The organism is Marinobacter sp., from assembly GCF_041690615.1.
Taxonomy (GTDB): Bacteria; Pseudomonadota; Gammaproteobacteria; order Pseudomonadales; family Oleiphilaceae; genus Marinobacter.
In genome coordinates this window covers 1-21,435 of record NZ_JAWLGY010000005.1, presented here as the reverse complement: position 1 = coordinate 21,435, position 21,435 = coordinate 1, and the positions used below count along the sequence as shown (strand labels likewise).

Genomic DNA, 21,435 nt, shown 5'->3' with positions numbered 1-21,435 from the left:
TATAAGCGCACAAATGGTAATGAAATTACCGGCTCCTTACAAGCCGCGAACCCGCCCGCCGACAACAAACCGGCCTTCGGGCGTGACCTGAATCAAAACCAGACAGACAATAAAAAACCCGGCACTGGGCCGGGCTTTTGCACGCTCTCCGGAATCCGGATTAACGCTTGGAGTACTGCGGACGCTTACGCGCCTTGCGCAGACCCACTTTCTTACGCTCAACCTGGCGTGCGTCACGGGTGACGTAGCCGGCTTTGCGAAGCGCGGGACGCAGGGTTTCGTCGTAGTCCATCAGCGCACGGGTCAGACCATGACGGATCGCACCCGCCTGACCACTGGTGCCACCGCCAGCGACGGTGATCTTGATGTCGAAACGATCGGTGGAGTCAGCCACAACCAGCGGCTGACGAACGATCATACGCAGGGTCTCGCGACCGAAGAACTGCTCAATCGTGCGACCGTTGATGGTGATGTTACCGCTTCCCGGCTTGATAAAGACGCGAGCCGTGGAATTCTTGCGGCGACCAGTACCGTAATTTTGTGTTACAGACATATCCGCCTTCCGTTAAATGTCGAGTTCTTTGGGCTGCTGGGCTGCATGAGGATGCTCAGCACCGGCATAGACTTTCAGCTTCTTGAACATGGCGCGACCGAGGGGACCCTTCGGCAGCATACCCTTCACAGACTTCTGGATGATCTGCTCAGGCGCCTTGTCGATCAGCTTCTCGAAGTTGATGGACTTGATACCACCGGGAAAGCCGGTATGGCTGTAGTACATCTTGGCACTGGCCTTCTTGCCGGTCACCCGGACCTGGCCTGCATTAATGACTACGATGTAGTCGCCAGTGTCGACGTGAGGGGTGTACTCAGGCTTATGCTTGCCCCGCAGACGACGGGCGATCTCGGTTGACAGACGACCCAGCGTCTTGCCGGCTGCGTCTACAACGTACCAGTCACGTGTTACGGTTTCTGGTTTCGCACTCAGAGTCTTCATTGAATCCGCCTTGAACGCTACAAAAAATAAACGTTTAAAAACCCGCATGCCGGCACTGTGGGAGGAGCGCCTGGCCGGGTTTTATACCTGTTGGCCGGTCAACCTTTTCGGTTGCCGGCTCGGGACAATGCCGTTCGGGGCTGAGACGACATTATCACCATGAAAAGCCAGGGCGCGGAGTATATATTAAGCAACCCGCCATGCCAAGTATTTCACCGCCCGGGTTTACCAGGCCGGCCAGCCGTACAACCGCCCCACGTTCTGGGTCAGCTGCACTGCCAGCGGCTCCTCCCCCTGCCCCTTGAGCTCCGCCAGCGCCGTCAGTACTTGCCGAAGGTTAGCGGGAGTGTTGTCGCCTTTCGCCACCCCAACCGGTGGCATGTCAGGGGCGTCGGTTTCCAGCACCATGGACTCAACCGGCAGCCGGGAAACTGCGTCCCGCGTCTTGCGGGCCCGGTCATAGGTGATCACTCCACCGATCCCGAGAAAACACCCCAGATCCACCAGGACCTTGCCCTGCTGGTAACTGCCGGAAAATCCGTGCACCAGCACCGGTACGTCCGGGCGCTTGCGCCGCAGCACCGCTGCCACCTCATCATGGGTTCGCACGGAATGAATGACAAGGGGAAGGTTGAGCGATGCCGCCAGTGCCACCTGTGCCTCAAACCAGGGCATCTGGGTATCCAGCTCACCATGAAGACGATCAAGCCCACACTCACCCAGCCCCACACACCGGGGGCCAGTCTGGCGCAATGCGGATTCCAGGTCATCCAGCGCCGTATCGCCATGCTCTCCAACGAACCAGGGGTGTATTCCCAGGCAATACCACCAGTCTTCACACTCACCGGCTACACCCTGCACCCTCGCCCAGTCCGGCTGACGTACACCGGGAATGACCAGCCGATGCACCCCTGCCCTCTGCGCTTGCAGCCAGATATCGGCACGCCGACCATCAAATGCTGGAAAATCCAGATGACAGTGGGCATCAACCAGCTTCATGGCACCTCCGGCTCCGTGCCCGACTCAATGCTCCCGGGTCTTGTGGAACTGGACGTCCGGGTAGCGCTCCTGCGCCAGCTGCAGGTTAACCATTGTAGGTGCAATATAGGCCAGCCGGTCGGCACCGTCCAGTGCGAGATTATCGTTTGCCTTGCGCTCGAATTCGTCCAGCTTGCGGGGATCGTCGCAGGTCACCCACCGGGCGGTGGCCACATTGATGGGCTCGTAGATAGCTTCCACCTTGTATTCACTCTTCAGGCGACTGACCACCACATCAAACTGCAGCACGCCGACGGCGCCAACAATCAGGTCGTTATTGCGCATGGGCCGGAACACCTGCACCGCACCCTCTTCCGACAGCTGGATCAAGCCCTTCTGCAACTGCTTGGTTTTCAGTGGATCCTTGAGGCGGATACGGCGGAACAACTCCGGCGCAAAATTGGGAATACCGGTGAACTTCATGTTCTCGCCGGCGGTAAAGGTATCCCCCAACTGAATGGTGCCGTGGTTATGCAGGCCGATAATATCACCGGCGAACGCTTCCTCGGCATGCTCCCGGTCGCCGGCCATAAAGGTCAGCGCATCGGAGAAACGCACTTCCTTGCCGATGCGCACATGCCGGGCTTTCATGCCTTGCTGGTATTTGCCGGATACGATTCGCAGGAAAGCGACGCGGTCCCGGTGCTGCGGATCCATATTCGCCTGGATCTTGAACACGAAACCGGAGAAGTTGTCTTCGTCAGGCTCAACGGTTCTGACATCCGTTTCCCGGGGCAGCGGCGACGGCGCCCACTCCACCAGGCCATCCAGCATGTGATCCACGCCGAAGTTGCCCAGGGCCGTACCAAAGAAGACCGGGGTCAGCTCACCCGCCATGAACAGATCATGGTCGAATTCATGGGAAGCCCCCTTGACCAGTTCGATCTCGTCACGAAGGTCGTCGGCATAGTTCCCGATCGCCTTGTCCAGCTCAGGGTTATCCAGACCCGAAATTACCCGCTTTTCCTGGATGGTGTGCCCCTGGCCCGTGTGATAGAGAACGACCTCATCCCGCAGCAGGTGATAGACCCCCTTGAAGCTCTTGCCCATGCCAATGGGCCAGGTAATAGGCGCGCAGGCGATCTTGAGAACGTCTTCCACTTCATCCATCAGCTCGACCGGGTCCCGGGTATCGCGGTCCAGCTTGTTCATGAAGGTGAGAATCGGTGTATCCCGAAGGCGGGTCACCTCCATCAGCTTGATGGTACGCTCCTCAACGCCCTTGGCGGCATCGATGACCATCAGACAGGAGTCCACTGCGGTGAGGGTACGGTATGTATCTTCCGAGAAGTCCTCGTGACCCGGCGTATCCAGCAGGTTCACCAGTCGACCGCCGTAAGGGAACTGCATAACGGAGGTGGTCACCGAGATGCCGCGCTCCTTCTCCATCTCCATCCAGTCGGACTTGGCGTGCTGACCGGACTTCTTGCCCTTGACGGTGCCCGCCTTCTGGATCGCCTGGCCGAACAGCAGCACCTTCTCGGTGATGGTGGTCTTACCGGCATCCGGGTGCGAGATAATGGCAAAGGTGCGCCTGTTGGACACTTCGCTGGCAATTTTACTGTCGGACATAGCCTCACGCCTGGTTGGTCTGAAGATCCGGAGGGACGTTATGCGGGTGACGCCCCGCCTGGGTCAGTGATGAAAAGCTGCGCATTTTCGCTGATCAGGCGACAGGATACAAATGCTTCAGGCAGTGGGATCGGCGGGCCCCGCAAGCCCCAGCGCCATGACAACCGCGTCTTCCCGCCCGGCGCCATCCGGGTAATAACCCGGGCGGTCACCAACAACAATAAAACCTTCGTCCTGGTATAGCCGCCTGGCGGGCTGATTGCTGACCCGGACCTCCAGCACCACTCGCTGCAACCCGTGACGCGCCGCATCTGCCAAAAGAGCGCGTAACAGCTGCCGGGCATAACCCCGGCCACGGCTGGCCGGCCGAATACACAGGTTCAACAGATGCGCTTCATCAAACAAAGTGGCAAGCACGGCGTAGCCCTCGAGCCTTCCGGCCTGCTCAACGCCAACCACGCGATAGCCGGAGCGAAAGGTATCCCGGAACACTCCCTCGCTCCAGGGGTGCGAGTAACCCTGTTGCTCGATATCCATTATGGCGGCCAGGTCCGCCTCAGTCAGACCCCGGACCCTGGCATCAGGACAGCCGCCAGCACCACCGTCGGACATTACCATCAACCGGCCTCGACCCGCCTGAGCGCCCGCCACAAACGACGCTTGCTGTCCGGCTCCGACGACAGGGCGGCGAGACTCCGGGGAAAGGAAACAGTGGCCCTGCCCATCGGGGCCAACAGCGAACGCCAGAGTTCAGCCTGTTCGAAATCCGGGTCCTCAGGATCAATGCCCAGCCAGAGTTGTCGCGGGGCCTCGACATCCTGAGCCAGGGCGGCCAGCACGTCCGCCGCCCCTGCCGCGTCGTTACCGGGCACGGCAGGGTTGCTGAACACCGGCCAGCGCAGGCTATCGGTGCGTTCCACAACATCCCCCAGGGCTTTCAGAATGTTTTCCGCCAACCGGTCTTCCAGCCCGCGCCCTGCCTCATCGGGACTGCTGCTCATCAGCAACCAGCGAGAGCCGTGCCAGAACCGCCAGTGCAGCGCGACAGACTTGCCTGCCAACCCTTCGTATGCGGAGCGTACTTCCGGTACCTGCGCTCCTTCCCCGGCCGTGCCCGCGTCGGAGTCACTCGCTTCTGACGGGCCCGGTTCCGGGTCCGGCGGCTCAACGGTCACCTCTTTAACGGCCCTCATCGGTCGCCGGGGCTGGCCACCTTCCGCCAGCAACCCCTGGAGTCGGGCAAGCCCCTGACGGGAAGCGTCTGAACCCGGCGGCGAAGAAGTCAGATCAGCGCTCTTTAGCCCAGGCACCGGCTCAGTGCCCTCGGGCTCTGACTGCTCTGCCTCACCGAAATCATAGTCCGGACTGGGTGCCGCACCGGGCAGGGGAGACCGTGCGTACCAGAGCCGGACACCGGCCACGCCCAGGGCAAACTGACGAAGCGCCTCATTCATAACCTGTCAGCTCCACTGACCACAGGCATCAACCGGGCCCCACAAGCATGGAAAAGGAGGTAGTGCATGAACAGCGACTCCTGACGATCAACGGCGTGGCGAACTGCCTGGCAAAAGAAGAAACAGTATAGCAGCGGAGCCCCGGGCCCGTTACCCCTCACCTCGATGCCCGGACATCGAACAAAATAGACATATGAAAATTCTAAAAACCGGTTTTCTGTATCACAAAAGAACGGATCAATCTTTGGACAGAGCCGGAGAAAGCAAATTTTCCCCTTCAATTAAAATGACTTATGCGCAAATAACCGGAACAGAATCTTTCATCCTCCTACCTGAACTACGACCAAAAGCGATACATAAATCAATCTCTCAGTTCTTGACGAGTGTCAATTAGTGCCTATACTGATATCACACTTCGCCTGACCAAAGGCTACAAGAACAACGGAGTTAACCATGTCTCAAGACAGCATCCTCCTCGCCGTCGAGCAAGGGGTCGCCACCATCACGCTCAACCGCCCCCAGAGCCTGAACAGCTTCAACGCCGACATGCATGAAGCCCTGCGCTCTGCCCTGGAGACGGTGCGCCAGGACGACTCAGTCCGTGTACTGGTACTGACCGGCGCCGGCCGTGGCTTCTGCGCCGGCCAGGACCTGGGCGACCGCAATGTCGCACCGGGGGAAGCAGCGCCGGATCTCGGTTACTCCATTGAAACCTGGTACAACCCGTTGATCCGCACCCTGCGAGATCTCCCGGTACCGGTGATCTGTGCCGTCAATGGCGTTGCAGCCGGCGCTGGGGCCAATATCGCCCTGAGCTGTGACATCGTGCTCGCAGCCCGCTCCGCAAGCTTCGTGCAGGCCTTCTGCAAACTGGGGCTGGTACCGGACTCCGGCGGCACCTGGATCCTGCCTCGTCTGGCTGGCATGGCCCGGGCCAAGGGCATGGCCCTGCTGGGCGACAAGATCAGGGCCGAGCAGGCCGAAACCTGGGGGCTGATCTGGCGCTGCGTGGATGACGAGGCGCTGACGGAAGAAACCCGCAAGATCGCCGAGCACTTCGCCACCCAGCCCACCGCCGGCCTGGCCCTGATCAAGCAGGCCCTGAATGCCAGCACGACCAACACCTGGGATGAGCAGCTCGACCTGGAGCGAGACCTGCAGCGCCAGGCCGGCCAGAGCGAAGACTACCGGGAAGGCGTAGCAGCATTCATGGAGAAACGGCAGCCACAGTTCAAGGGCCGCTGAGTTCACCGGCGGCGCCTTGTTGTGCATCAACCGCCTTACAGACCATATAAACGGGGAGCCAAGAACAATGACCCAACCCGACCCCCAGACTCTCGCTGAGCAGTGCGCCGACGCCATGTTCAGCCGCGACCAGGCCAGCCAGCAGCTGGGAATGGAGATTACAGCCGTCGGCCCGGGCACGGCGACCCTGACCATGAAAGTGGACGAACGCATGATCCAGGGGCATGGCAACTGCCACGGGGGCTACCTGTTCACCCTCGCCGATTCAGCCTTTGCCTTCGCCTGCAACACATACGACAAGGCCACCGTGGCAGCCGGCTGCAGCATTGAATACATGGCCGCCGGGCAGCTTGGCGATACCCTCACCGCCACTGCCACAGAGCGGGCACGGGGACGTCGTACCGGCGTCTATGACATTGAAATCACCAACCAGGATGGCAGGACCGTCGCACTGTTCCGCGGCAAGTCCTATCAGGTCCAGGGCAGCGTTCGCGAACAAGGCGAACCGCAATAACAACGACCAACCGGACCGCAACTTACCAACAAGTCCAAACCGGGAATAGCATCATGACCTTACCCATGCAGAAAATCGGTCCCCTCGACCCCCTGGAAACCGCCAGCGTTGACGAACTCCGCCATGAGCAGCTTCAGCGGCTGCGGTGGAGCATCAACCACGCCTACACCAATGTGCCTTTCTACCGGGATGCCTTTGACAAGATCGGCCTGAAGCCGATGGACATCAACGCCCTGGAGGACCTCGCCAAGGTACCGTTCACCATGAAGAACGACCTGCGGGACAATTACCCGTTCGGCATGTTTGCCACCCCCATGGAGCAAATTGTCCGGGTCCACGCCTCCAGCGGAACCACCGGCAAGCCGACTGTTGTGGGCTACACCCAGAAAGACATCGACACCTGGGCCAACGTGGTGGCCCGCTCTATCCGCGCCGGCGGCGGCCATGCGGGTGACAAGGTTCACGTGGCCTACGGTTACGGCCTGTTTACCGGCGGCCTGGGCGCCCATTATGGTGCCGAGAAACTGGGCTGCACCGTGATCCCCATGTCCGGCGGCCAGACCGAGAAGCAGGTTCAGCTGCTCAAGGACTTCCAGCCCGACATCATCATGGTAACGCCCTCCTATATGCTGAACCTGGCGGACGAAATCGAACGCCAGGGCATCAATCCCCACGACCTGCCCCTGCGCCTGGGCATTTTCGGCGCCGAGCCCTGGACCAACGCCATGCGGGTGGAGATCGAAGAGCGTCTGGGTATCGACGCCCTGGACATCTATGGCCTGTCCGAGGTCATGGGCCCCGGTGTGGGCATGGAATGCATCGAGACAAAAGATGGCCCCACCATCTGGGAAGACCACTTCTACCCGGAGATCATCAACCCGGAAACCGGTGAAGTCCTGGCCGACGGCGAATATGGCGAGCTGGTGTTCACCACCCTTACCAAGGAAGGCCTGCCGATCCTGCGCTACCGCACCCGCGACCTGACCCGCCTGCTGCCGGGCACTGCCCGCCCCATGCGCCGTATCGACAAGATTACCGGCCGCAGCGACGACATGCTGATTATCCGCGGGGTAAACGTGTTCCCCAGCCAGATCGAGGAACAAATCCTGCGAGTCCAGGAACTGTCACCCCACTATGAGATCGAGGTCTACAAGGACGGCAACCTGGATTGCATGGACATTCGCTGCGAGCTCAAGCCCGAGCATGGCAGCGCTGATGACAGTGAGCGGGAAAAATACGCCAAAACCCTCGCCCACAACATCAAGTCGTTCATCGGTATCAGCACCCGCATTACGATCACCGAGCCGAACCGCCTGGCCCGCTCCGAAGGCAAGGCAAAGCGGGTCTTTGATCGCCGGAAGTAATGAAAACGTAACGAGTCATCGTGTAGAGCAGACCTCCTGTTGCTCTGACCCTGCCCCGTTTTTACGGGGCTTTTTTCTTCTTCAGGCGTCAGTTCTCATGCACACAAAATATAACCGTGTATCAGAATTCCCAGATTGAGACGAACCGACGAAAATCTCGATAAAACGTTGAATTAGAGCCTATCGAATTGATCATTATCTGGTTATGACGAGAAGATCTTAAAGAAAACGTGATACAGAAATGATCCTCTTGATATTTCACAAGGTATCATAAATAATTGTTCGAACGTCCAGCAGGTCTTGTGGGCTGAAACATTCAGGTGCGCACCATCGGTGTGGCACCCGCCCGGGAACAAGAACCTATTTACCGGAACCGGAGGTACACCATGTACGCACAACTCGTTGAAACCGGCGCCAAGCGCGTCAAATCCCTTGAGGAGATGTCTCCCGAGGAGCGCGAGTTCCAGCTCAAGATTGACGCGGAAACCAAGATCGAAGCCAAGAACTGGATGCCGGAGGGGTACCGCAAGACCCTGATCCGCCAGATCTCCCAGCACGCCCACTCGGAAGTGGTCGGCATGTTGCCGGAAGGCAACTGGGTCACCCGCGCGCCCACCCTCAAGCGCAAACTCCAGCTGATGGCCAAGATCCAGGACGAGGCCGGCCACGGCCTGTACCTTTACAGCGCCATGGAAACCCTGGGGGCAGATCGTGACGAGGAAATCGACAAACTGCACGAAGGCAAGGTCAAGTACTCGTCTATCTTCAACTACCCGACCCTGAACTGGGCTGACATGGGCACGGTCGGCTGGCTGGTGGACGGCGCAGCCATCGTCAACCAGGTGGTGCTGCAGCGCACCTCCTACGGTCCCTACTCCCGTGCCATGATCCGCATCTGTAAGGAAGAGAGCTTCCACCAGCGCCAGGGCTACCAGATCCTGCTGGACCTGATGCGGGAAGGCACCGAGGAGCAGAAGCAGATGGTGCAGGACTCTATCAACCGTTTCTGGTGGCCATCGCTCATGATGTTTGGTCCTTCCGATGACCAGTCACCGAACTCCCAGCAGTCCATGGCCTGGAAGATCAAGCGCAAAAGCAACGACGAACTGCGCCAGATGTTTATTGATCAGACGGTTCCCCAGCTCGAATTCCTGGGCTGCACCGCGCCGGACCCGGACCTGAAGTGGAACGAGGAGCGTGGTCACTACGACTTCGGTGAAATCGACTGGCAGGAATTCTACGACGTGCTCAAGGGCAACGGCCCCTGCAACAAGGAGCGCATCGAAACCCGCAAGAACGCCATCGACGGTGGCGCCTGGGTACGGGAGGCCGCGAAGGCCTATGCCGAGAAACAGCAACAAAAACAGCAGAATGCTGCCTGAGAGGAGATGAATTATGGCTGACTGGCCCCTTTACGAAGTTTTTGTACGCAGCAAGCACGGCCTCAACCACAAGCACGTAGGCAGTGTTCACGCCGCTGACGCGGAAATGGCCATGGAAAACGCCCGCGACCTGTACACCCGTCGCAGCGAAGGTGTATCCATCTGGGTGGTGCCGTCTTCTGCGATTACTGCGTCTTCCCCGGACGAGAAGGAAATCCTGTTCGATCCGTCTGATGACAAGGTTTACCGCCACGCGTCCTTCTACAAGCTGCCCGACGAAGTCGGCCACATGTAAGGGAGACCGGCATGAGCAAGGCAATGACACAACAAGAGGCACTGCAGGAGTACCTGCTGCGCCTGGCAGACTCCGACATGATCCTCAGCCAGCGGCTGTGCGAGCTGTGCGGCAAGGCCCCGGCGCTGGAAGAGGAAATGGCGCTGATGAACGTCGCCCTCGACCTGGTGGGCCAGGCCCGCAACTGGTACGAGTACGCGGCGGAGCTGATCAATGACGGCCGTACGGCAGACGACCTGGCGTTCCGTCGCGATGCCCACGACTACCGCAATGCCCTGATGGTTGAGCAGCCTAACGGCGACTATGCCGTCACCATGGGTCGCCAGTTCTTCTTCGATGCCTGGCACTATTTCACCATTGCGGCACTGGTCAAGGCGCCGGATGAGCGTATCGCCAGCATCGCCGCCAAGGCCGCCAAGGAAGTCCAGTACCATCTGCGCCGCTCCTCCGAGTGGGTCAAGCGCTTTGGCGACGGCACCGAGGAGAGCCACCAGCGAATGCAGACCGCCGTGGATGACCTCTGGCGTTTCACTGGCGAAATGATCGAGGCGGACGACGTTGAGCAGACCCTGTTCAGTACGGGCATCGGCCCGGACCCCGAACAGTTGGCTGCTGACTGGAAAGGCCTGGTGAACGAAGTACTGACCGAGGCCACCCTGACACCACCGCCGGAAGATGCCTGGATGTACCGGGGCGCCAAGGTGGGTCACCACACCGAGCACCTGGGCTATATCCTTGCCGAGATGCAATTCCTGCAAAGGGCGTATCCGGATGCCAAGACCTGGTAAACCCGAACCGCGTTCCCTGCTGGAAGACCAGCCGGTGATCGCCAGTGACCGCATTCCCGCCCGTGACCGCAACAAGCCGGTCACCGAGGCGGACATCTGGGCCCTGTTGGACGAAGTGAAGGATCCGGAAGTACCCGCGGTCAGCGTGGTGGAACTGGGCATGGTCCGGCGGATCGCCGAGGAAGACGGCGAGTGGGTGGTGGATGTAACCCCTACCTACTCCGGCTGTCCGGCTACCGAGATGATCGAGGACTCCATTGAGGAAGCGCTGCAGCTTGCAGGCATCCGCAATGGGCGGATCCGCCGGGTGCTGACCCCGGCCTGGACCACCGACTGGATCACCGAGACCGGCAGGCGCAAGTTGCAGGAATTTGGCATTGCCCCGCCGGTGGGCAGCTCCAGCAAGCTGACCCTCAAGGGTGTGGAGGAAGTCATTGCCTGTCCCCATTGCGGCAGCACCCACACCGAACGGGTCAGCGAGTTTGGCTCCACCGCCTGCAAGGCCCTGTACCGGTGCCTCGACTGCCGTGAGCCCTTTGACTACTTCAAATGTATCTAGAGCAGAACAATTATGAACAAGTTCTACCCTCTCACCATTCGTGAAGTCCGGCCGGAAACCCGGGACGCCGTATCCCTGAGTTTTGACCTGCCGGAAGACCTGAAAGAGACCTTCAGCTATCACCAGGGCCAGCACCTGGTGCTGCGCACCACCCTGGATGGCGAAGAGGTTCGCCGCTCCTACTCCATCTGCACCGGCGTAAAGGACGAGGAACTGCGCATCGCCGTCAAGAAGGTGCCCGGTGGCCGCTTCTCCACGGTTGCCAATGAGCAACTCAAGCCCGGCCAAACCCTGGAAGTCATGCCACCCCAGGGCCACTTCTACGTGGAACTGGACCCGGAACGTGAAGGCGACTACCTGGCCGTAGCAGCGGGCAGCGGCATCACGCCGATCCTGTCCATTGTGAAAACCACACTGGAAGCCGAGCCGAAGAGCAAGGTCACCCTGTTCTACGGTAACCGGTCAACCGCCAGCACCATGTTCCGGGAACAGCTGGAAGACCTGAAAAACCGTTTCATGGGCCGCTTCAACCTGGTATTCCTGTTCAGTCGTGAAGAGCAGGATATCGACCTGTACAACGGCCGCATCGACTCCGACAAGTGCGATGCCCTGTTCGATCACTGGCTCAATGCCGGAAAGCTGACCGCGGCCTTCATCTGCGGCCCGCAGATCATGACCGAGACGGTCCGCGATTCCCTGCAGCGCCACGGCCTGGCGAAAGACAAGATCCACTACGAGCTGTTTACCCCCGCCGGCGGAGGCAAGGCCCCCCGCAAGGACCGGGCGGAGACCAAAGTGGATCCGGAAGCCGTGAGCGAAGTCACCGTGCGCGCCGATGGCCGCGCCCTGACCTTCGACCTGACCCGTAACACCGAAAGCATCCTGGATGCCGGCAACGAGATGGGAGCCGACCTGCCTTTCTCCTGCAAGGCCGGTGTCTGCTCCACCTGCAAGGCGAAGGTGGTGGAAGGGGAAGTGGAAATGGATGCCAACTTTGCGCTGGAAGACTACGAAGTGGAGGCAGGCTACGTGCTCTCCTGCCAGTGCTATCCGGTCAGCGACAAGGTCGTGCTCGACTTTGACGAAGTATAAGAGCCGCTCGCAGTACTCTCAGAGCCGGCGCCCGCGCCGGCTTTGCTTATCCTGAAACCCATTCAGATAACAATATCATTCCGGGAGAACGCCAATGTCAGTCCTACAGAGTTATATTGCAGGCCAGTGGTTCGGCAAGACCGCTGCAAAGGCCCTGCCCAGCGCCATTAACGGCGAGACCGTGGCCCACACCCACGAAGAAACCATCAATTTCGGCGAAGCGGTCGACTACGCCCGTCACACCGGCGTAAAAAACCTGCTGGCCCTGGACTTCCAGCAGCGCGCCGCCATCCTCAAGGAACTGGCTGTATACATCCAGAGCCGAAAGGATGAGCTCTACGCCATTTCCCATCACACCGGCTGCACCAAGGCCGATTCCTGGATCGACATCGATGGTGGCTTTGGCACCCTGTTTACCTACGCCTCCACCGGTCGCAAGGAGTTGCCTTCCGGCAACGTGGCCCATGAAGGCCCGGTCAACCAACTGGGCAAGAACAATCACTTCAACGGCACCCATATCCTGGTGCCCCGCCGTGGAGTGTCTGTCCACATCAACGCCTTCAACTTCCCCATTTGGGGCATGCTGGAGAAGTTCGCACCGGCTTTCCTGGCGGGCATGCCCTGCATCGTCAAGCCGGCCACAGCCACCAGCTACCTCACCGAAGCCGCCGTGCGCGTCATCAATGACTCCGGCCTGCTGCCGGAAGGTGCCCTGCAGCTGATCATCGGCGGCACCGGCGACCTGCTCGACCGCCTGGAAGAACAGGACTTCGTCACCTTCACCGGCTCAGCCAGCACCGCCCTGAAGCTGAAGAGCCACCCCAACATCATGGCGAAGAGCATCCCCTTCAATGCGGAAGCGGACTCCCTCAACAGCGCTATCATGGCCCCGGACGTGACGCCGGACGACGAGGAGTTCGACATCTTCGCCAAGGAAGTCACCAAGGAAATGACCGCCAAGGCCGGCCAGAAATGTACCGCCATCCGCCGGGTACTGGTGCCGGCCGAGCACCTGGACACCCTGGCCGAACGCATCAAGGAACGTCTGGGCAAGATCACCTTCGGCAACCCCGCCGAGGAAGGCGTGCGCATGGGGGCCCTGGCCTCCCAGGACCAGCTGCGGGACGTCAACGACGCCATTGATCGCCTGCTGGAATCCAGTGAATGCGTCTACGGCAAGACCGAGGGCCTGAAACCCGTGGGTGACGGCGTGGACAACGGTGCCTTTATCGCCCCCCACCTGCTGATCAACCGCAACCCGCTCAACGACGGCGGCGCCCACGACATCGAAGCTTTCGGCCCGGTCGCCACCCTGATGCCCTATAACGGCATCGAAGAGGCCCTGACCATCGCCGCCAAGGGCAAGGGCAGCCTGGTCACTACCCTGACCACCAGGGACCCGGCCATCGCTGCGGAAATGATCCCGGTACTGGCCGCCCAGCACGGCCGCCTGCAGATTCTTGACGCCGAGGCCTCCAAGGAGTCCACCGGCCACGGCTCCCCACTGCCCATGCTCAAGCATGGCGGCCCCGGCCGCGCCGGCGGTGGTGAGGAACTTGGCGGCATCCGCGCCGTACATCACTACCTGCAGCGCACCGCCATCCAGGGCTCACCCACCATGGTAGCGGCAGTCACCCGCGAGTACGTCCGCGGCGCCAGGGTCATCGAAAACGACCTCCACCCGTTCCGTCGCCACTTCGACGACCTGCAGGTGGGCGAGTCCCTGCTGACCCACCGTCGCACGGTGACCGAGGCGGACATCGTCAACTTCGGCTGCCTCTCCGGCGACCACTTCTACATGCACTTCGACGAAATCGCCGCGAAGGAAACCCAGTTCGGCCGGCGTATCGCCCATGGCTACTTCGTCCTGTCCGCCGCCGCCGGCCTCTTCGTCTACCCGGGCGAGGGCCCCGTACTGGCCAACTACGGTCTGGACACACTGCGGTTCATCACCCCCGTAGGCGCCGGCGACACCATTCGCGCCCGCCTGACCTGCAAGCGCAAGATCGACCAGGGCCGCACCTCTCCCGAGGGTCATCCCCAGGGCGTGGTCATGTGGGACGTGGAAGTAACCAACCAGAACGACGAGCTGGTGGCCAGCTATGACATTCTGACGTTGGTGGCCAAGAAGCGGTAAGTTTGGGGTTGGGGAGTTAACCGCTCCCCCTCTCTGTGCAACCTGCAGACGAAAAAGCCGGACTGGCGAAATACCAGTCCGGCTTTTTTATGAGGACATCACCCAGAGTCAGAAGGACAGGGACCGGGTAGGTCTTTCCGGGACCCTCAAAAAGAGGGACCTTTTTGAGGATCTATGACCGCCATGGACGGCGGAAATGCAGATTTTGCAGGAACAAAAATCTGCCATGGATGTATTTACGGCGTGTCCCGGAAAGACCTACTCGGGCACTGGCCCTGCACCCAATCAACAGGGCCACGGTACCCAGGGAAATCACATCCCGAGATAGGCCTCCCTGACCTTCTCGTTACTGAGCAACTCCCGCCCGGTACCCTCAAGCACCACGCGACCAGTCTCCAGCACATACCCCCGGTCAGCCAGCGCCAGGGCCTGCGACGCATTCTGCTCAACCAGGAACACCGTAATTCCCTCCTCCTTGAGTTCCCGGATAATCCCGAAAATCTCCTCCACAATCAGCGGCGCCAGCCCCATGGAAGGCTCATCCAGCAACAACAGCCGCGGCTTCGCCATCAGTGCCCGCCCGATCGCCAGCATCTGCTGCTGGCCACCAGACAGCTCGCCAGCCAGGTTGTCTCGCTTCTGCTCCAGAATCGGAAACTTGCCATAGACCTTCTGCAGATCCCGCTCCACCTCAGGCCCCTGCTTGCGGGTATAGGCACCCAGGCGAAGATTGTCGTGCACGCTCAGATCCTTGAACACCTGGCGCCCCTCCGGCACCTGCACGATGCCATTCGCGACCCGCCTGTCCACTGGCATGCGGTTCAGGTCCTGGCCCTCGAATGTCATCTTCCCGCCATCGAGCGGCTGCAGACCGGATATCGCCATCAGCAACGTCGACTTGCCGGCGCCGTTGGCACCCACCAGTGACACAATCTCGCCGGAGTGAATCTTCAGATTGATCTCGTGTAACACCTCGATCTGACCGTAGGACGACACCAGCCCCTCGATAGCCAGCATCTCCTTGCCGGTATCCGGACGACTGGTAGGGTGTGACAGCCCCAGCCCACCGAAGCGCTCTGGCGTATAGCTGACAATCTGATGTCGCAACTCCCGGAACTCTTCCCGGACCCGGTCACCGAAAAGTGGATCGTTCTGCTGGTCCCGCGCCTCGGCAATTTCCGTCCAGTCCGCTTCGCTGAGCACCTCCTTGGCCCGGGGGATCACTACCCCCTCTTCCTTCTTGATGTGCTTGCGCAGTGCCTGGGTGAACCGACTCAGCGCGTGGCTGAAGGCTTCACGCCCGTTGGGCCAGTCCCGGACGCAGGTTGCCAGTAGTTCGCGAAGCTCATTGATCTTCTCGTGGCCGATAACATAGCCACGCTCCAGCTTGTCCAGCAGCGGGGCACTCTCCGGCGACTTCTCGCGAAGCTTCCTGTACAGCACGATCTCCGTAGGCTGACTGTGCACCCGGTTGGAGAAGTGCTGTATGTAATCGAAAATGGTATTGAACAGCACCTCATCCGGGCGCTGGTCGTTCACGTTCATGTCCTGCTGGAGCTGTTCCAGCAGATCAATCACCCGCCAAAGCCCCTGATGCTCGCGGATAATGATGCCCACTGCCTGTTCGCTGCGCGACCGGGCAGAAGTCGTGGTCTTATTCTGTTCACTCATGATGCTTGCCCTTTCACTCAGCCACCCAGGTAGGCAGCGATGACATCTGGATTGTTACGGATTTCCTCAGGGGTGCCCTCGGCCAGCTTGCGGCCATAGTTGATCACCAGCAGCCGGTCGGAGATGCCCATAACCAGTTTCATGTCGTGCTCTACCAGCATGACCGTCACCCCCTGCTCCGCCACCTTGCGGATCAGATCTTCCAGCTCCGCGGTTTCAGTGCCGTTCAGACCCGCAGCCGGCTCATCCAGCAACAGGATCTTGGGGTCAGCGGCCAGGGCGCGAGCAATCTCCAGGCGCTTGAGCGCGCCATAGGACATGGCGGAAGCTTCCGTGTTGATGTACTTGCCGCAGCCAACAAACTCCATGAGCTCTTTCGAGCGCTCCCGGCACGCCTTTTCCTCCCGCAATAACGAGGGTAACCGGAACATGGACGTAAACAAATTGGAGCGAATCTTCAGGTGGCGCCCCAGCATCACGTTTTCCAGCGCCGTCATGTTCATGCAGATCTGCATCTGCTGGAAGGTGCGGCACATGCCCCGCTCCGCCAGGCGGTTGGGATCCATGCCCACCACACTTTCGCCATTGAGAGTTATCTCACCCCGGGTGGGCTCATAAAACCCGGTAATCAGGTTAAACAGGGTCGTCTTGCCGGCACCGTTAGGACCGATCACAGAATAGATCTGCCCCTGCTCCACCGAAAATTCGAGACCTTCAATGGCATGAACACCGCCGAACTCCTTGTCGAGGCCTTTGACATCGATCATGACCGTCATGCCGCACCCCCGGAGTGTTTCGTCAGTTTGCTACGTACGTAGGCGGAGACTGTGGGATAAAATCCCTTGGGCATGAAGATCATGGTCGCCATCAGAATGAAACCGAAGACCGCAGTTTCATAGTCATGGAAGCCGGACAACAACTGGGGCAGCAGTTTCAGTGCAATGGCGCCGAGGATAACCCCCATAGGACTTGCCATTCCGCCCAGAACGACCATGGTGATGAGCACGATAGAGTGATCAAAGCTGGCAATAGCCGGTGTAATAAAGCCGCTGAAATGGGCGAACAGACTGCCCATCACACTGGCGTAGATGGCTGAAACCACGAACACCAGGCTTTTATAGCGTGCCGTATCAACACCCACGGTACGTGCAGCGATTTCCGAGCCGTGGATGGAGCGCAAAGCCCGGCCCAAAGGCGAGTCAATCAGGTTCTGGGCCAGAACAACCGCAACCAGTAACACAACACCAGCGAACAAATACCAGGCGACGTGTCCGGGTATTTCCATACCGAGGAATGAATACATTCCGAAGATGCTCAGCTCCCAACCCAATACGGTCAGGGATGGTACTGGCATACCATCGGGCCCCCCGGTAAGTGCCCCCTCATTATTGAGAATGATCGCAATAATGAAGCCAACCGCCAGGGTCGCCATGGACAGGTAATGGCCTTTCAGCTTCAAGATCGGGCGACCGACGATGTAGGCAATCAACCCCACCAGGGCAGCGCCTACGACCAGCGCCAGCAATGATGGCCAGCCATAACTGGAGGTTGTTATCGCGCTGAAGTACGCCCCCAATCCGTAGAAGCCTGCATGACCGAGACTGATCTGGCCGGCGTACCCGACCAGAAGGTTCAGGCCCACCACCGTAGCTGCAATCAGCGCAATCTGGGTGGCCATGTCATAAAAGAAGGGGTTCTCCGTAAGCAACGGAAAAACAAAGACAACGATGGCGATAACCAGCACATAGTTCATTCGCCAGTTCAGGAAACGACCCAACATTACACACGCTCCACTGTACGGGCACCGAACAGACCACGGGGCATGAAGAACAACACCAGCAGAATCATTGAGAATGCCACCGCATCCTTATAGTCGGACGAGATATAGCCAGCGGTCATGGCTTCCACGACACCCAGCAAGATTCCGCCAACGACGGCGCCAAGGCCACTGCCGAGACCACCCATAGCGGCAGCCACGAAACCCTTAAGGGCCAGCAGAATGCCGATGTCATATGAGGTGAATGTGATCGGCGCAACGGTCACGCCCGCTACCGACCCCAGAAAAGCCGAGAGGCCAAATGCCAGCATCAGAACGAACTGGGTTTTGACCCCCACCAGCTGTGCGGCCAGGCGGTTCATGGATGTGCCCAATATGGCCCGCCCCATCAACGTCTTTGTAAAGAAGAGTATGAGGGCCACCACAAGCACCGCTCCGATACCCAGAACCCAAAGGCTCTGCGGGTTCAGTACCGCACCAAAAAGCCGGATGGATTCATCGCCGCTGAACGGTGGCATGACGTGGTAATCCTTGCCCCAGATCACCTGTGCGACGCCCCGGATGAAGATGGACGCTCCGATAGTGATGATGATCAGCGTGACCACATCGGCGTTGCGCGCCGGCGCAATCGCAAATTTCTGCAGGGCAACTCCGACCAGGCAGGCAAGAAGCACCGCCAGAATAATAGCCAGGAACATGGGCATGCCCATCCCCATGAAGGCAACCGTTGCCATGCCGCCAATCATCAGGAACTCGCCCTGGGCGAAGTTGATAACATGGCTGGCGTTATAGATGATGGTGAACCCAAGGGCTACCAGTGCGTAGGTCGCACCTATAGTGATACCCGTGAACAGGTACTGGAAAAATTCTGAGAGCATAAAAGCGTACCGTTGGTTCGGCCAGCCCCGCACATGGGGCTGGCCTTAGGCAGGAAGTTATTCCCTATTCGATGAGCATCCAGTCGCCGTCCTTGACCTCAAGGATGCGGAAGGATTCAGGCTGCAGGCCGTTGTGGTCATCCGGGGCCATATTGAATACGCCGGTCACACCCACATAACCCTGTATATTTTCCAGGGCTTCCCGTACGGCCGCCTTGTCAGTCGTTCCGGCTTCTTCGATGGCACGCACGGCCAGCATCAGGCCGTCGTACGCATAGGCACCAAAGGTGGATACCTTCGACTCCCAATGCTCCTCGTATTCGGCCTTGTAGTTCTGAACCACGGCTTTCTGGGGATCATCGTCCGGCAGTGAGTCAGGGACCAGCAGCGGGGAAGCTGGCAGACGAAGGCCCTCGGCAGACTTGCCGGCAAGATCCAGGAAAGCATCCGATGCGACCCCGTGGGACTGATAGAACGGCAGGTCAATATCGAGAGAGTCGTAGTTCTTGGTGACTATCGCGGGCCCCTGGCCAAAGTCGAAGTTCAGAACCGCCTCGACCCCATCCGTACGGGCAATCTTGGTGAGCTGGGCCGTCATGTCCGAGTCGGAAGGCGCATAGGTTTCATCGGCGACAATCTCGATACCATACTCCTCCGCAACCGCGAGCGTCTGGTCCCGGCCTGATCGTCCAAAGCCGCCTGTTCCAGAGATCAGGCCGACTTTTGAGATACCGCGGCGCTTCATGTCCCAAAGAATCCGCTCAGCAGCCATACGGTCAGACTGCGGCGTCTTGAACACCCACTCCTTGACCGGATTAACGATCGTCACAGCACCGGCAAGAGAGATAAACGGCATGCGCGCCTGCTCGACGAGCGGCACCGCCGCCATGGTTGCGCCTGTGGTACTGCCACCGACAATGATATCAACGCGGTCTGAGCGGATCAGACGTCCGGCAAAGTTCCGGGCATTGGAAGCATCACCCACGTCATCGTAATGGATCAGTTCAAGCGGCCGCCCGAGCACGCCGCCTTCTTCGTTGATTTTCTCCACGTACATTTCGAGGGTTTTCAGTTCCGGATCGCCAAGGAACGAGGCGGGCCCGGTAACAGAAAGGAAAGAGCCGATCTTGATAGGTTCGGCCGCCTGTGCGGACACAAGCAGACTGGCTGTCAGCGTGGCCGCCAACACACCAGCACGACGCAAGAGGCTTTTCTTGGCCATTGTTATTCTCCCAGGTTCTGGAGCACACGGAGTGCCCTCGTTGTTTTTGTTACCTAACGGAAAGCGTTTTATCGGTTTATGATTCACTTTCCAGCACAAAAAGTCCCAGCGGTGTACAGAAATCGAGCCTCCCTACTACCTGAACCGCCGCAACCAGTAAGCATGCTGATCACTTCGGCGCTTCCCATTCCTGACACATATCAAGACTTACAGTGAACGCTATTGTATCGTATTATTCCTGTCAACCGCTTTAGCCAAACGTCGACACTGCGTTTTTGCTAAATGGTTGTTTTACCCGCAACCATTAGATCAGGATAATAAGCACACGAATTTTCATAGTGTCTCTCAAGCGAATCACCCAGCCTATGTCCGCAAAAAAACAACTCGACCAGCTTGTCAGCCAGTTCCAGAAAAAACGGCCCATCCGGGCCGGCTCACTGATCATCACCCTTTACGGCGACGCGATCGTGCCCAGGGGTGGTACTGTGTGGCTGGGCAGCCTGGCAAAACTGCTGGAACCCGTTGGTATCAACGAACGCCTGGTGCGCACTTCGGTCTATCGCCTGGTGAAGGAAAACTGGCTGCAGGCGGAGAAAATCGGTCGCTGCAGCTACTACAGCCTGACCGGTCCTGGCCTTCGCCGTTTTGAGCAGGCCTTCAAACACGTCTACGAGATGTCCACCTGGGAGTGGACTGGTAGCTGGACCCTGGTCCTGTTGACCCAGCTGGAAGCCGACGCCAGGCGGCGTGTGCGGGAGGAACTTAAATGGTTGAGTTTTGGCAGCATTGGCCAGGGCGTGATGATTCACCCGCGTATACAACGGGAAGAGCTGCTGCCATTGCTGCAGGAGTGGGACGCCCTCGATGACACGATCGTGATGCAAACGCACCCGGTGGAGCCCCTGAGCTCCCGGGCAATGCGCCGGGAAGTCCGGGAAAGCTGGAACCTGGATGAACTGGGGGGACGTTACCGGCGCTTCCTGGACCAGTTCAGACCACTCTGGCAGGAACTGAAAGACGAGGACACCCTCTCACCGGAGGACTGCCTGATTGCACGAACGCTGCTTATCCACGAATACCGGAAGATTCTGCTGCGGGACCCTCAGCTACCGGATGCCCTGCTTCCAGGCGACTGGGAAGGCCGTAGTGCCAGGCAGCTCTGTCGCAATCTGTACCGGCAGATCTACGAGAGAGCCGAGCAGTGGCTGGACCAGACGCTGGAGAACGCATCAGGGCCTCTTCCCGGGCCCAATGAGGGGTTCTATCGGCGCTTTGGGGGATTGCGGGATTAGGTGACACGAGTAATGAGTGACAAAGCCCTGGTGCTGTGAGGCCGGGGCTTTTTTGTGGCGTTAAGTTCGAGGATAGCAAGAGCTGGGTCGGCGATCCGGCGGAGCACGCCCGGTTTTGGAGGCGGCCTGAAACCGGCAGCCCTGTGGGCTGCGACGATGAC

21 protein-coding genes and 1 pseudogene are annotated in these 21,435 nt (G+C 59.5%); 10 read left to right on the top strand and 12 right to left on the bottom strand.

Annotation, left to right across the window (positions count from 1 at the left end; translation table 11 throughout):
• Positions 1 to 160: 160 nt before the first annotated feature.
• The 6 genes from rpsI to ACESMZ_RS05320 form a co-directional block, all read right to left on the bottom strand.
• Positions 161 to 553: a 30S ribosomal protein S9 gene (gene rpsI, locus ACESMZ_RS05345; RefSeq protein WP_372955823.1), complete on the bottom strand. Its 393-nt coding sequence runs from the start codon at positions 551 to 553 to the stop codon at positions 161 to 163.
• Positions 554 to 565: 12 nt separating this feature from the next.
• Positions 566 to 994 (bottom strand): 50S ribosomal protein L13, encoded by a 429-nt coding sequence (gene rplM / locus ACESMZ_RS05340; protein WP_091853411.1) that lies wholly within the window; start codon positions 992 to 994, stop codon positions 566 to 568.
• A gap of 225 nt (positions 995 to 1,219) precedes the next feature.
• Positions 1,220 to 1,993 carry a TatD family hydrolase gene (locus ACESMZ_RS05335; RefSeq protein WP_372955822.1) on the bottom strand — a complete coding sequence of 258 codons (774 nt, stop codon included), beginning with the start codon at positions 1,991 to 1,993 and terminating at the stop codon, positions 1,220 to 1,222.
• Positions 1,994 to 2,017: 24 nt separating this feature from the next.
• Positions 2,018 to 3,604, bottom strand: coding sequence for a peptide chain release factor 3 (gene prfC / locus ACESMZ_RS05330; protein ID WP_372955821.1), 1,587 nt, complete (start codon positions 3,602 to 3,604; stop codon positions 2,018 to 2,020).
• Positions 3,605 to 3,721: 117 nt separating this feature from the next.
• Positions 3,722 to 4,216, bottom strand: a complete 495-nt coding sequence (rimI, locus tag ACESMZ_RS05325; RefSeq protein ID WP_372955820.1) for a ribosomal protein S18-alanine N-acetyltransferase — start codon at positions 4,214 to 4,216, stop codon at positions 3,722 to 3,724.
• Between the two features lie 5 nt (positions 4,217 to 4,221).
• Positions 4,222 to 5,058, bottom strand: coding sequence for a hypothetical protein (locus ACESMZ_RS05320; protein WP_372955819.1), 837 nt, complete (start codon positions 5,056 to 5,058; stop codon positions 4,222 to 4,224).
• Between the two features lie 453 nt (positions 5,059 to 5,511).
• Here ACESMZ_RS05320 and paaG point away from each other — a divergent pair, with 453 nt between their 5' ends.
• From paaG to paaZ, 9 genes are all read left to right on the top strand, one after another.
• Positions 5,512 to 6,303 (top strand): 2-(1,2-epoxy-1,2-dihydrophenyl)acetyl-CoA isomerase PaaG, encoded by a 792-nt coding sequence (gene paaG, locus ACESMZ_RS05315; protein WP_372955818.1) that lies wholly within the window; start codon positions 5,512 to 5,514, stop codon positions 6,301 to 6,303.
• A gap of 67 nt (positions 6,304 to 6,370) precedes the next feature.
• Positions 6,371 to 6,817: a hydroxyphenylacetyl-CoA thioesterase PaaI gene (gene paaI, locus ACESMZ_RS05310; RefSeq protein ID WP_372955817.1), complete on the top strand. Its 447-nt coding sequence runs from the start codon at positions 6,371 to 6,373 to the stop codon at positions 6,815 to 6,817.
• A gap of 53 nt (positions 6,818 to 6,870) precedes the next feature.
• On the top strand, positions 6,871 to 8,181 hold the full coding sequence (gene paaK, locus ACESMZ_RS05305) for a phenylacetate--CoA ligase PaaK (RefSeq protein ID WP_372955816.1): 1,311 nt from the start codon (positions 6,871 to 6,873) through the stop codon (positions 8,179 to 8,181).
• Between the two features lie 386 nt (positions 8,182 to 8,567).
• Positions 8,568 to 9,563 carry a 1,2-phenylacetyl-CoA epoxidase subunit PaaA gene (gene paaA, locus ACESMZ_RS05300; RefSeq protein ID WP_372955815.1) on the top strand — a complete coding sequence of 332 codons (996 nt, stop codon included), beginning with the start codon at positions 8,568 to 8,570 and terminating at the stop codon, positions 9,561 to 9,563.
• 13 nt (positions 9,564 to 9,576) lie between these two features.
• Positions 9,577 to 9,858: a 1,2-phenylacetyl-CoA epoxidase subunit PaaB gene (gene paaB / locus ACESMZ_RS05295; RefSeq protein ID WP_091853431.1), complete on the top strand. Its 282-nt coding sequence runs from the start codon at positions 9,577 to 9,579 to the stop codon at positions 9,856 to 9,858.
• Positions 9,859 to 9,881: 23 nt separating this feature from the next.
• Positions 9,882 to 10,646, top strand: a complete 765-nt coding sequence (gene paaC, locus ACESMZ_RS05290; protein ID WP_372956041.1) for a 1,2-phenylacetyl-CoA epoxidase subunit PaaC — start codon at positions 9,882 to 9,884, stop codon at positions 10,644 to 10,646.
• A 19-nt stretch (positions 10,647 to 10,665) separates the two neighbouring features.
• Positions 10,666 to 11,205 carry a 1,2-phenylacetyl-CoA epoxidase subunit PaaD gene (gene paaD, locus ACESMZ_RS05285; RefSeq protein ID WP_372956040.1) on the top strand — a complete coding sequence of 180 codons (540 nt, stop codon included), beginning with the start codon at positions 10,666 to 10,668 and terminating at the stop codon, positions 11,203 to 11,205.
• Positions 11,206 to 11,217: 12 nt separating this feature from the next.
• Positions 11,218 to 12,297 (top strand): 1,2-phenylacetyl-CoA epoxidase subunit PaaE, encoded by a 1,080-nt coding sequence (gene paaE, locus ACESMZ_RS05280; protein ID WP_372955814.1) that lies wholly within the window; start codon positions 11,218 to 11,220, stop codon positions 12,295 to 12,297.
• Between the two features lie 94 nt (positions 12,298 to 12,391).
• The gene (paaZ, locus tag ACESMZ_RS05275; protein ID WP_372955813.1) at positions 12,392 to 14,434 is read left to right on the top strand and encodes a phenylacetic acid degradation bifunctional protein PaaZ; all 2,043 of its coding nucleotides are present in this window, start codon (positions 12,392 to 12,394) and stop codon (positions 14,432 to 14,434) included.
• Positions 14,435 to 14,746: 312 nt separating this feature from the next.
• On the opposite strand, the gene ACESMZ_RS05270 is transcribed toward paaZ, so the two are convergent.
• The 6 genes and pseudogenes from ACESMZ_RS05270 to ACESMZ_RS05245 all read right to left on the bottom strand — a co-directional run bounded on the left by ACESMZ_RS05270 (position 14,747) and on the right by ACESMZ_RS05245 (position 19,982).
• Positions 14,747 to 15,451: an ABC transporter ATP-binding protein gene (locus ACESMZ_RS05270; RefSeq protein WP_372956039.1), complete on the bottom strand. Its 705-nt coding sequence runs from the start codon at positions 15,449 to 15,451 to the stop codon at positions 14,747 to 14,749.
• Positions 15,452 to 15,655: 204 nt separating this feature from the next.
• Positions 15,656 to 16,105: pseudogene (locus tag ACESMZ_RS05265) on the bottom strand (hemerythrin domain-containing protein); the annotation flags it as partial.
• Positions 16,106 to 16,122: 17 nt separating this feature from the next.
• Entirely contained in the window at positions 16,123 to 16,881 is a 759-nt protein-coding gene (locus ACESMZ_RS05260; protein WP_372955812.1) for an ABC transporter ATP-binding protein, read from the bottom strand.
• Entirely contained in the window at positions 16,878 to 17,885 is a 1,008-nt protein-coding gene (locus tag ACESMZ_RS05255) for a branched-chain amino acid ABC transporter permease (RefSeq protein WP_372972315.1), read from the bottom strand. The genes ACESMZ_RS05260 and ACESMZ_RS05255 overlap by 4 nt, the downstream gene beginning before the upstream one ends.
• A complete protein-coding gene (locus tag ACESMZ_RS05250; protein ID WP_372955810.1) occupies positions 17,885 to 18,760 on the bottom strand; it encodes a branched-chain amino acid ABC transporter permease in 876 nt (291 codons plus the stop codon). The genes ACESMZ_RS05255 and ACESMZ_RS05250 overlap by 1 nt, the downstream gene beginning before the upstream one ends.
• 64 nt (positions 18,761 to 18,824) lie before the next feature.
• The gene (locus ACESMZ_RS05245; RefSeq protein ID WP_372955809.1) at positions 18,825 to 19,982 is read right to left on the bottom strand and encodes an ABC transporter substrate-binding protein; all 1,158 of its coding nucleotides are present in this window, start codon (positions 19,980 to 19,982) and stop codon (positions 18,825 to 18,827) included.
• 365 nt (positions 19,983 to 20,347) lie between these two features.
• On the opposite strand from ACESMZ_RS05245, the gene paaX reads away from it, so the two are divergent.
• Positions 20,348 to 21,274 (top strand): phenylacetic acid degradation operon negative regulatory protein PaaX, encoded by a 927-nt coding sequence (gene paaX / locus ACESMZ_RS05240; protein WP_372955808.1) that lies wholly within the window; start codon positions 20,348 to 20,350, stop codon positions 21,272 to 21,274.
• Positions 21,275 to 21,435: the final 161 nt, after the last annotated feature.

What these genes read in the sequence shown, in the direction of transcription:
- rpsI (WP_372955823.1), bottom strand. Translation starts at nt 553, where the DNA reads ATGTCTGTAACACAAAATTACGGTACTGGTCGCCGCAAGAATTCCACG.
- rplM (WP_091853411.1), bottom strand. Translation starts at nt 994, where the DNA reads ATGAAGACTCTGAGTGCGAAACCAGAAACCGTAACACGTGACTGGTAC.
- ACESMZ_RS05335 (WP_372955822.1), bottom strand. Translation starts at nt 1,993, where the DNA reads ATGAAGCTGGTTGATGCCCACTGTCATCTGGATTTTCCAGCATTTGAT.
- prfC (WP_372955821.1), bottom strand. Translation starts at nt 3,604, where the DNA reads ATGTCCGACAGTAAAATTGCCAGCGAAGTGTCCAACAGGCGCACCTTT.
- rimI (WP_372955820.1), bottom strand. Translation starts at nt 4,216, where the DNA reads ATGTCCGACGGTGGTGCTGGCGGCTGTCCTGATGCCAGGGTCCGGGGT.
- ACESMZ_RS05320 (WP_372955819.1), bottom strand. Translation starts at nt 5,058, where the DNA reads ATGAATGAGGCGCTTCGTCAGTTTGCCCTGGGCGTGGCCGGTGTCCGG.
- paaG (WP_372955818.1), top strand. Translation starts at nt 5,512, where the DNA reads ATGTCTCAAGACAGCATCCTCCTCGCCGTCGAGCAAGGGGTCGCCACC.
- paaI (WP_372955817.1), top strand. Translation starts at nt 6,371, where the DNA reads ATGACCCAACCCGACCCCCAGACTCTCGCTGAGCAGTGCGCCGACGCC.
- paaK (WP_372955816.1), top strand. Translation starts at nt 6,871, where the DNA reads ATGACCTTACCCATGCAGAAAATCGGTCCCCTCGACCCCCTGGAAACC.
- paaA (WP_372955815.1), top strand. Translation starts at nt 8,568, where the DNA reads ATGTACGCACAACTCGTTGAAACCGGCGCCAAGCGCGTCAAATCCCTT.
- paaB (WP_091853431.1), top strand. Translation starts at nt 9,577, where the DNA reads ATGGCTGACTGGCCCCTTTACGAAGTTTTTGTACGCAGCAAGCACGGC.
- paaC (WP_372956041.1), top strand. Translation starts at nt 9,882, where the DNA reads ATGACACAACAAGAGGCACTGCAGGAGTACCTGCTGCGCCTGGCAGAC.
- paaE (WP_372955814.1), top strand. Translation starts at nt 11,218, where the DNA reads ATGAACAAGTTCTACCCTCTCACCATTCGTGAAGTCCGGCCGGAAACC.
- paaZ (WP_372955813.1), top strand. Translation starts at nt 12,392, where the DNA reads ATGTCAGTCCTACAGAGTTATATTGCAGGCCAGTGGTTCGGCAAGACC.
- ACESMZ_RS05270 (WP_372956039.1), bottom strand. Translation starts at nt 15,451, where the DNA reads ATGCTGGCTATCGAGGGGCTGGTGTCGTCCTACGGTCAGATCGAGGTG.
- ACESMZ_RS05260 (WP_372955812.1), bottom strand. Translation starts at nt 16,881, where the DNA reads ATGACGGTCATGATCGATGTCAAAGGCCTCGACAAGGAGTTCGGCGGT.
- ACESMZ_RS05255 (WP_372972315.1), bottom strand. Translation starts at nt 17,885, where the DNA reads ATGTTGGGTCGTTTCCTGAACTGGCGAATGAACTATGTGCTGGTTATC.
- ACESMZ_RS05250 (WP_372955810.1), bottom strand. Translation starts at nt 18,760, where the DNA reads ATGCTCTCAGAATTTTTCCAGTACCTGTTCACGGGTATCACTATAGGT.
- ACESMZ_RS05245 (WP_372955809.1), bottom strand. Translation starts at nt 19,982, where the DNA reads ATGGCCAAGAAAAGCCTCTTGCGTCGTGCTGGTGTGTTGGCGGCCACG.
- paaX (WP_372955808.1), top strand. Translation starts at nt 20,348, where the DNA reads ATGTCCGCAAAAAAACAACTCGACCAGCTTGTCAGCCAGTTCCAGAAA.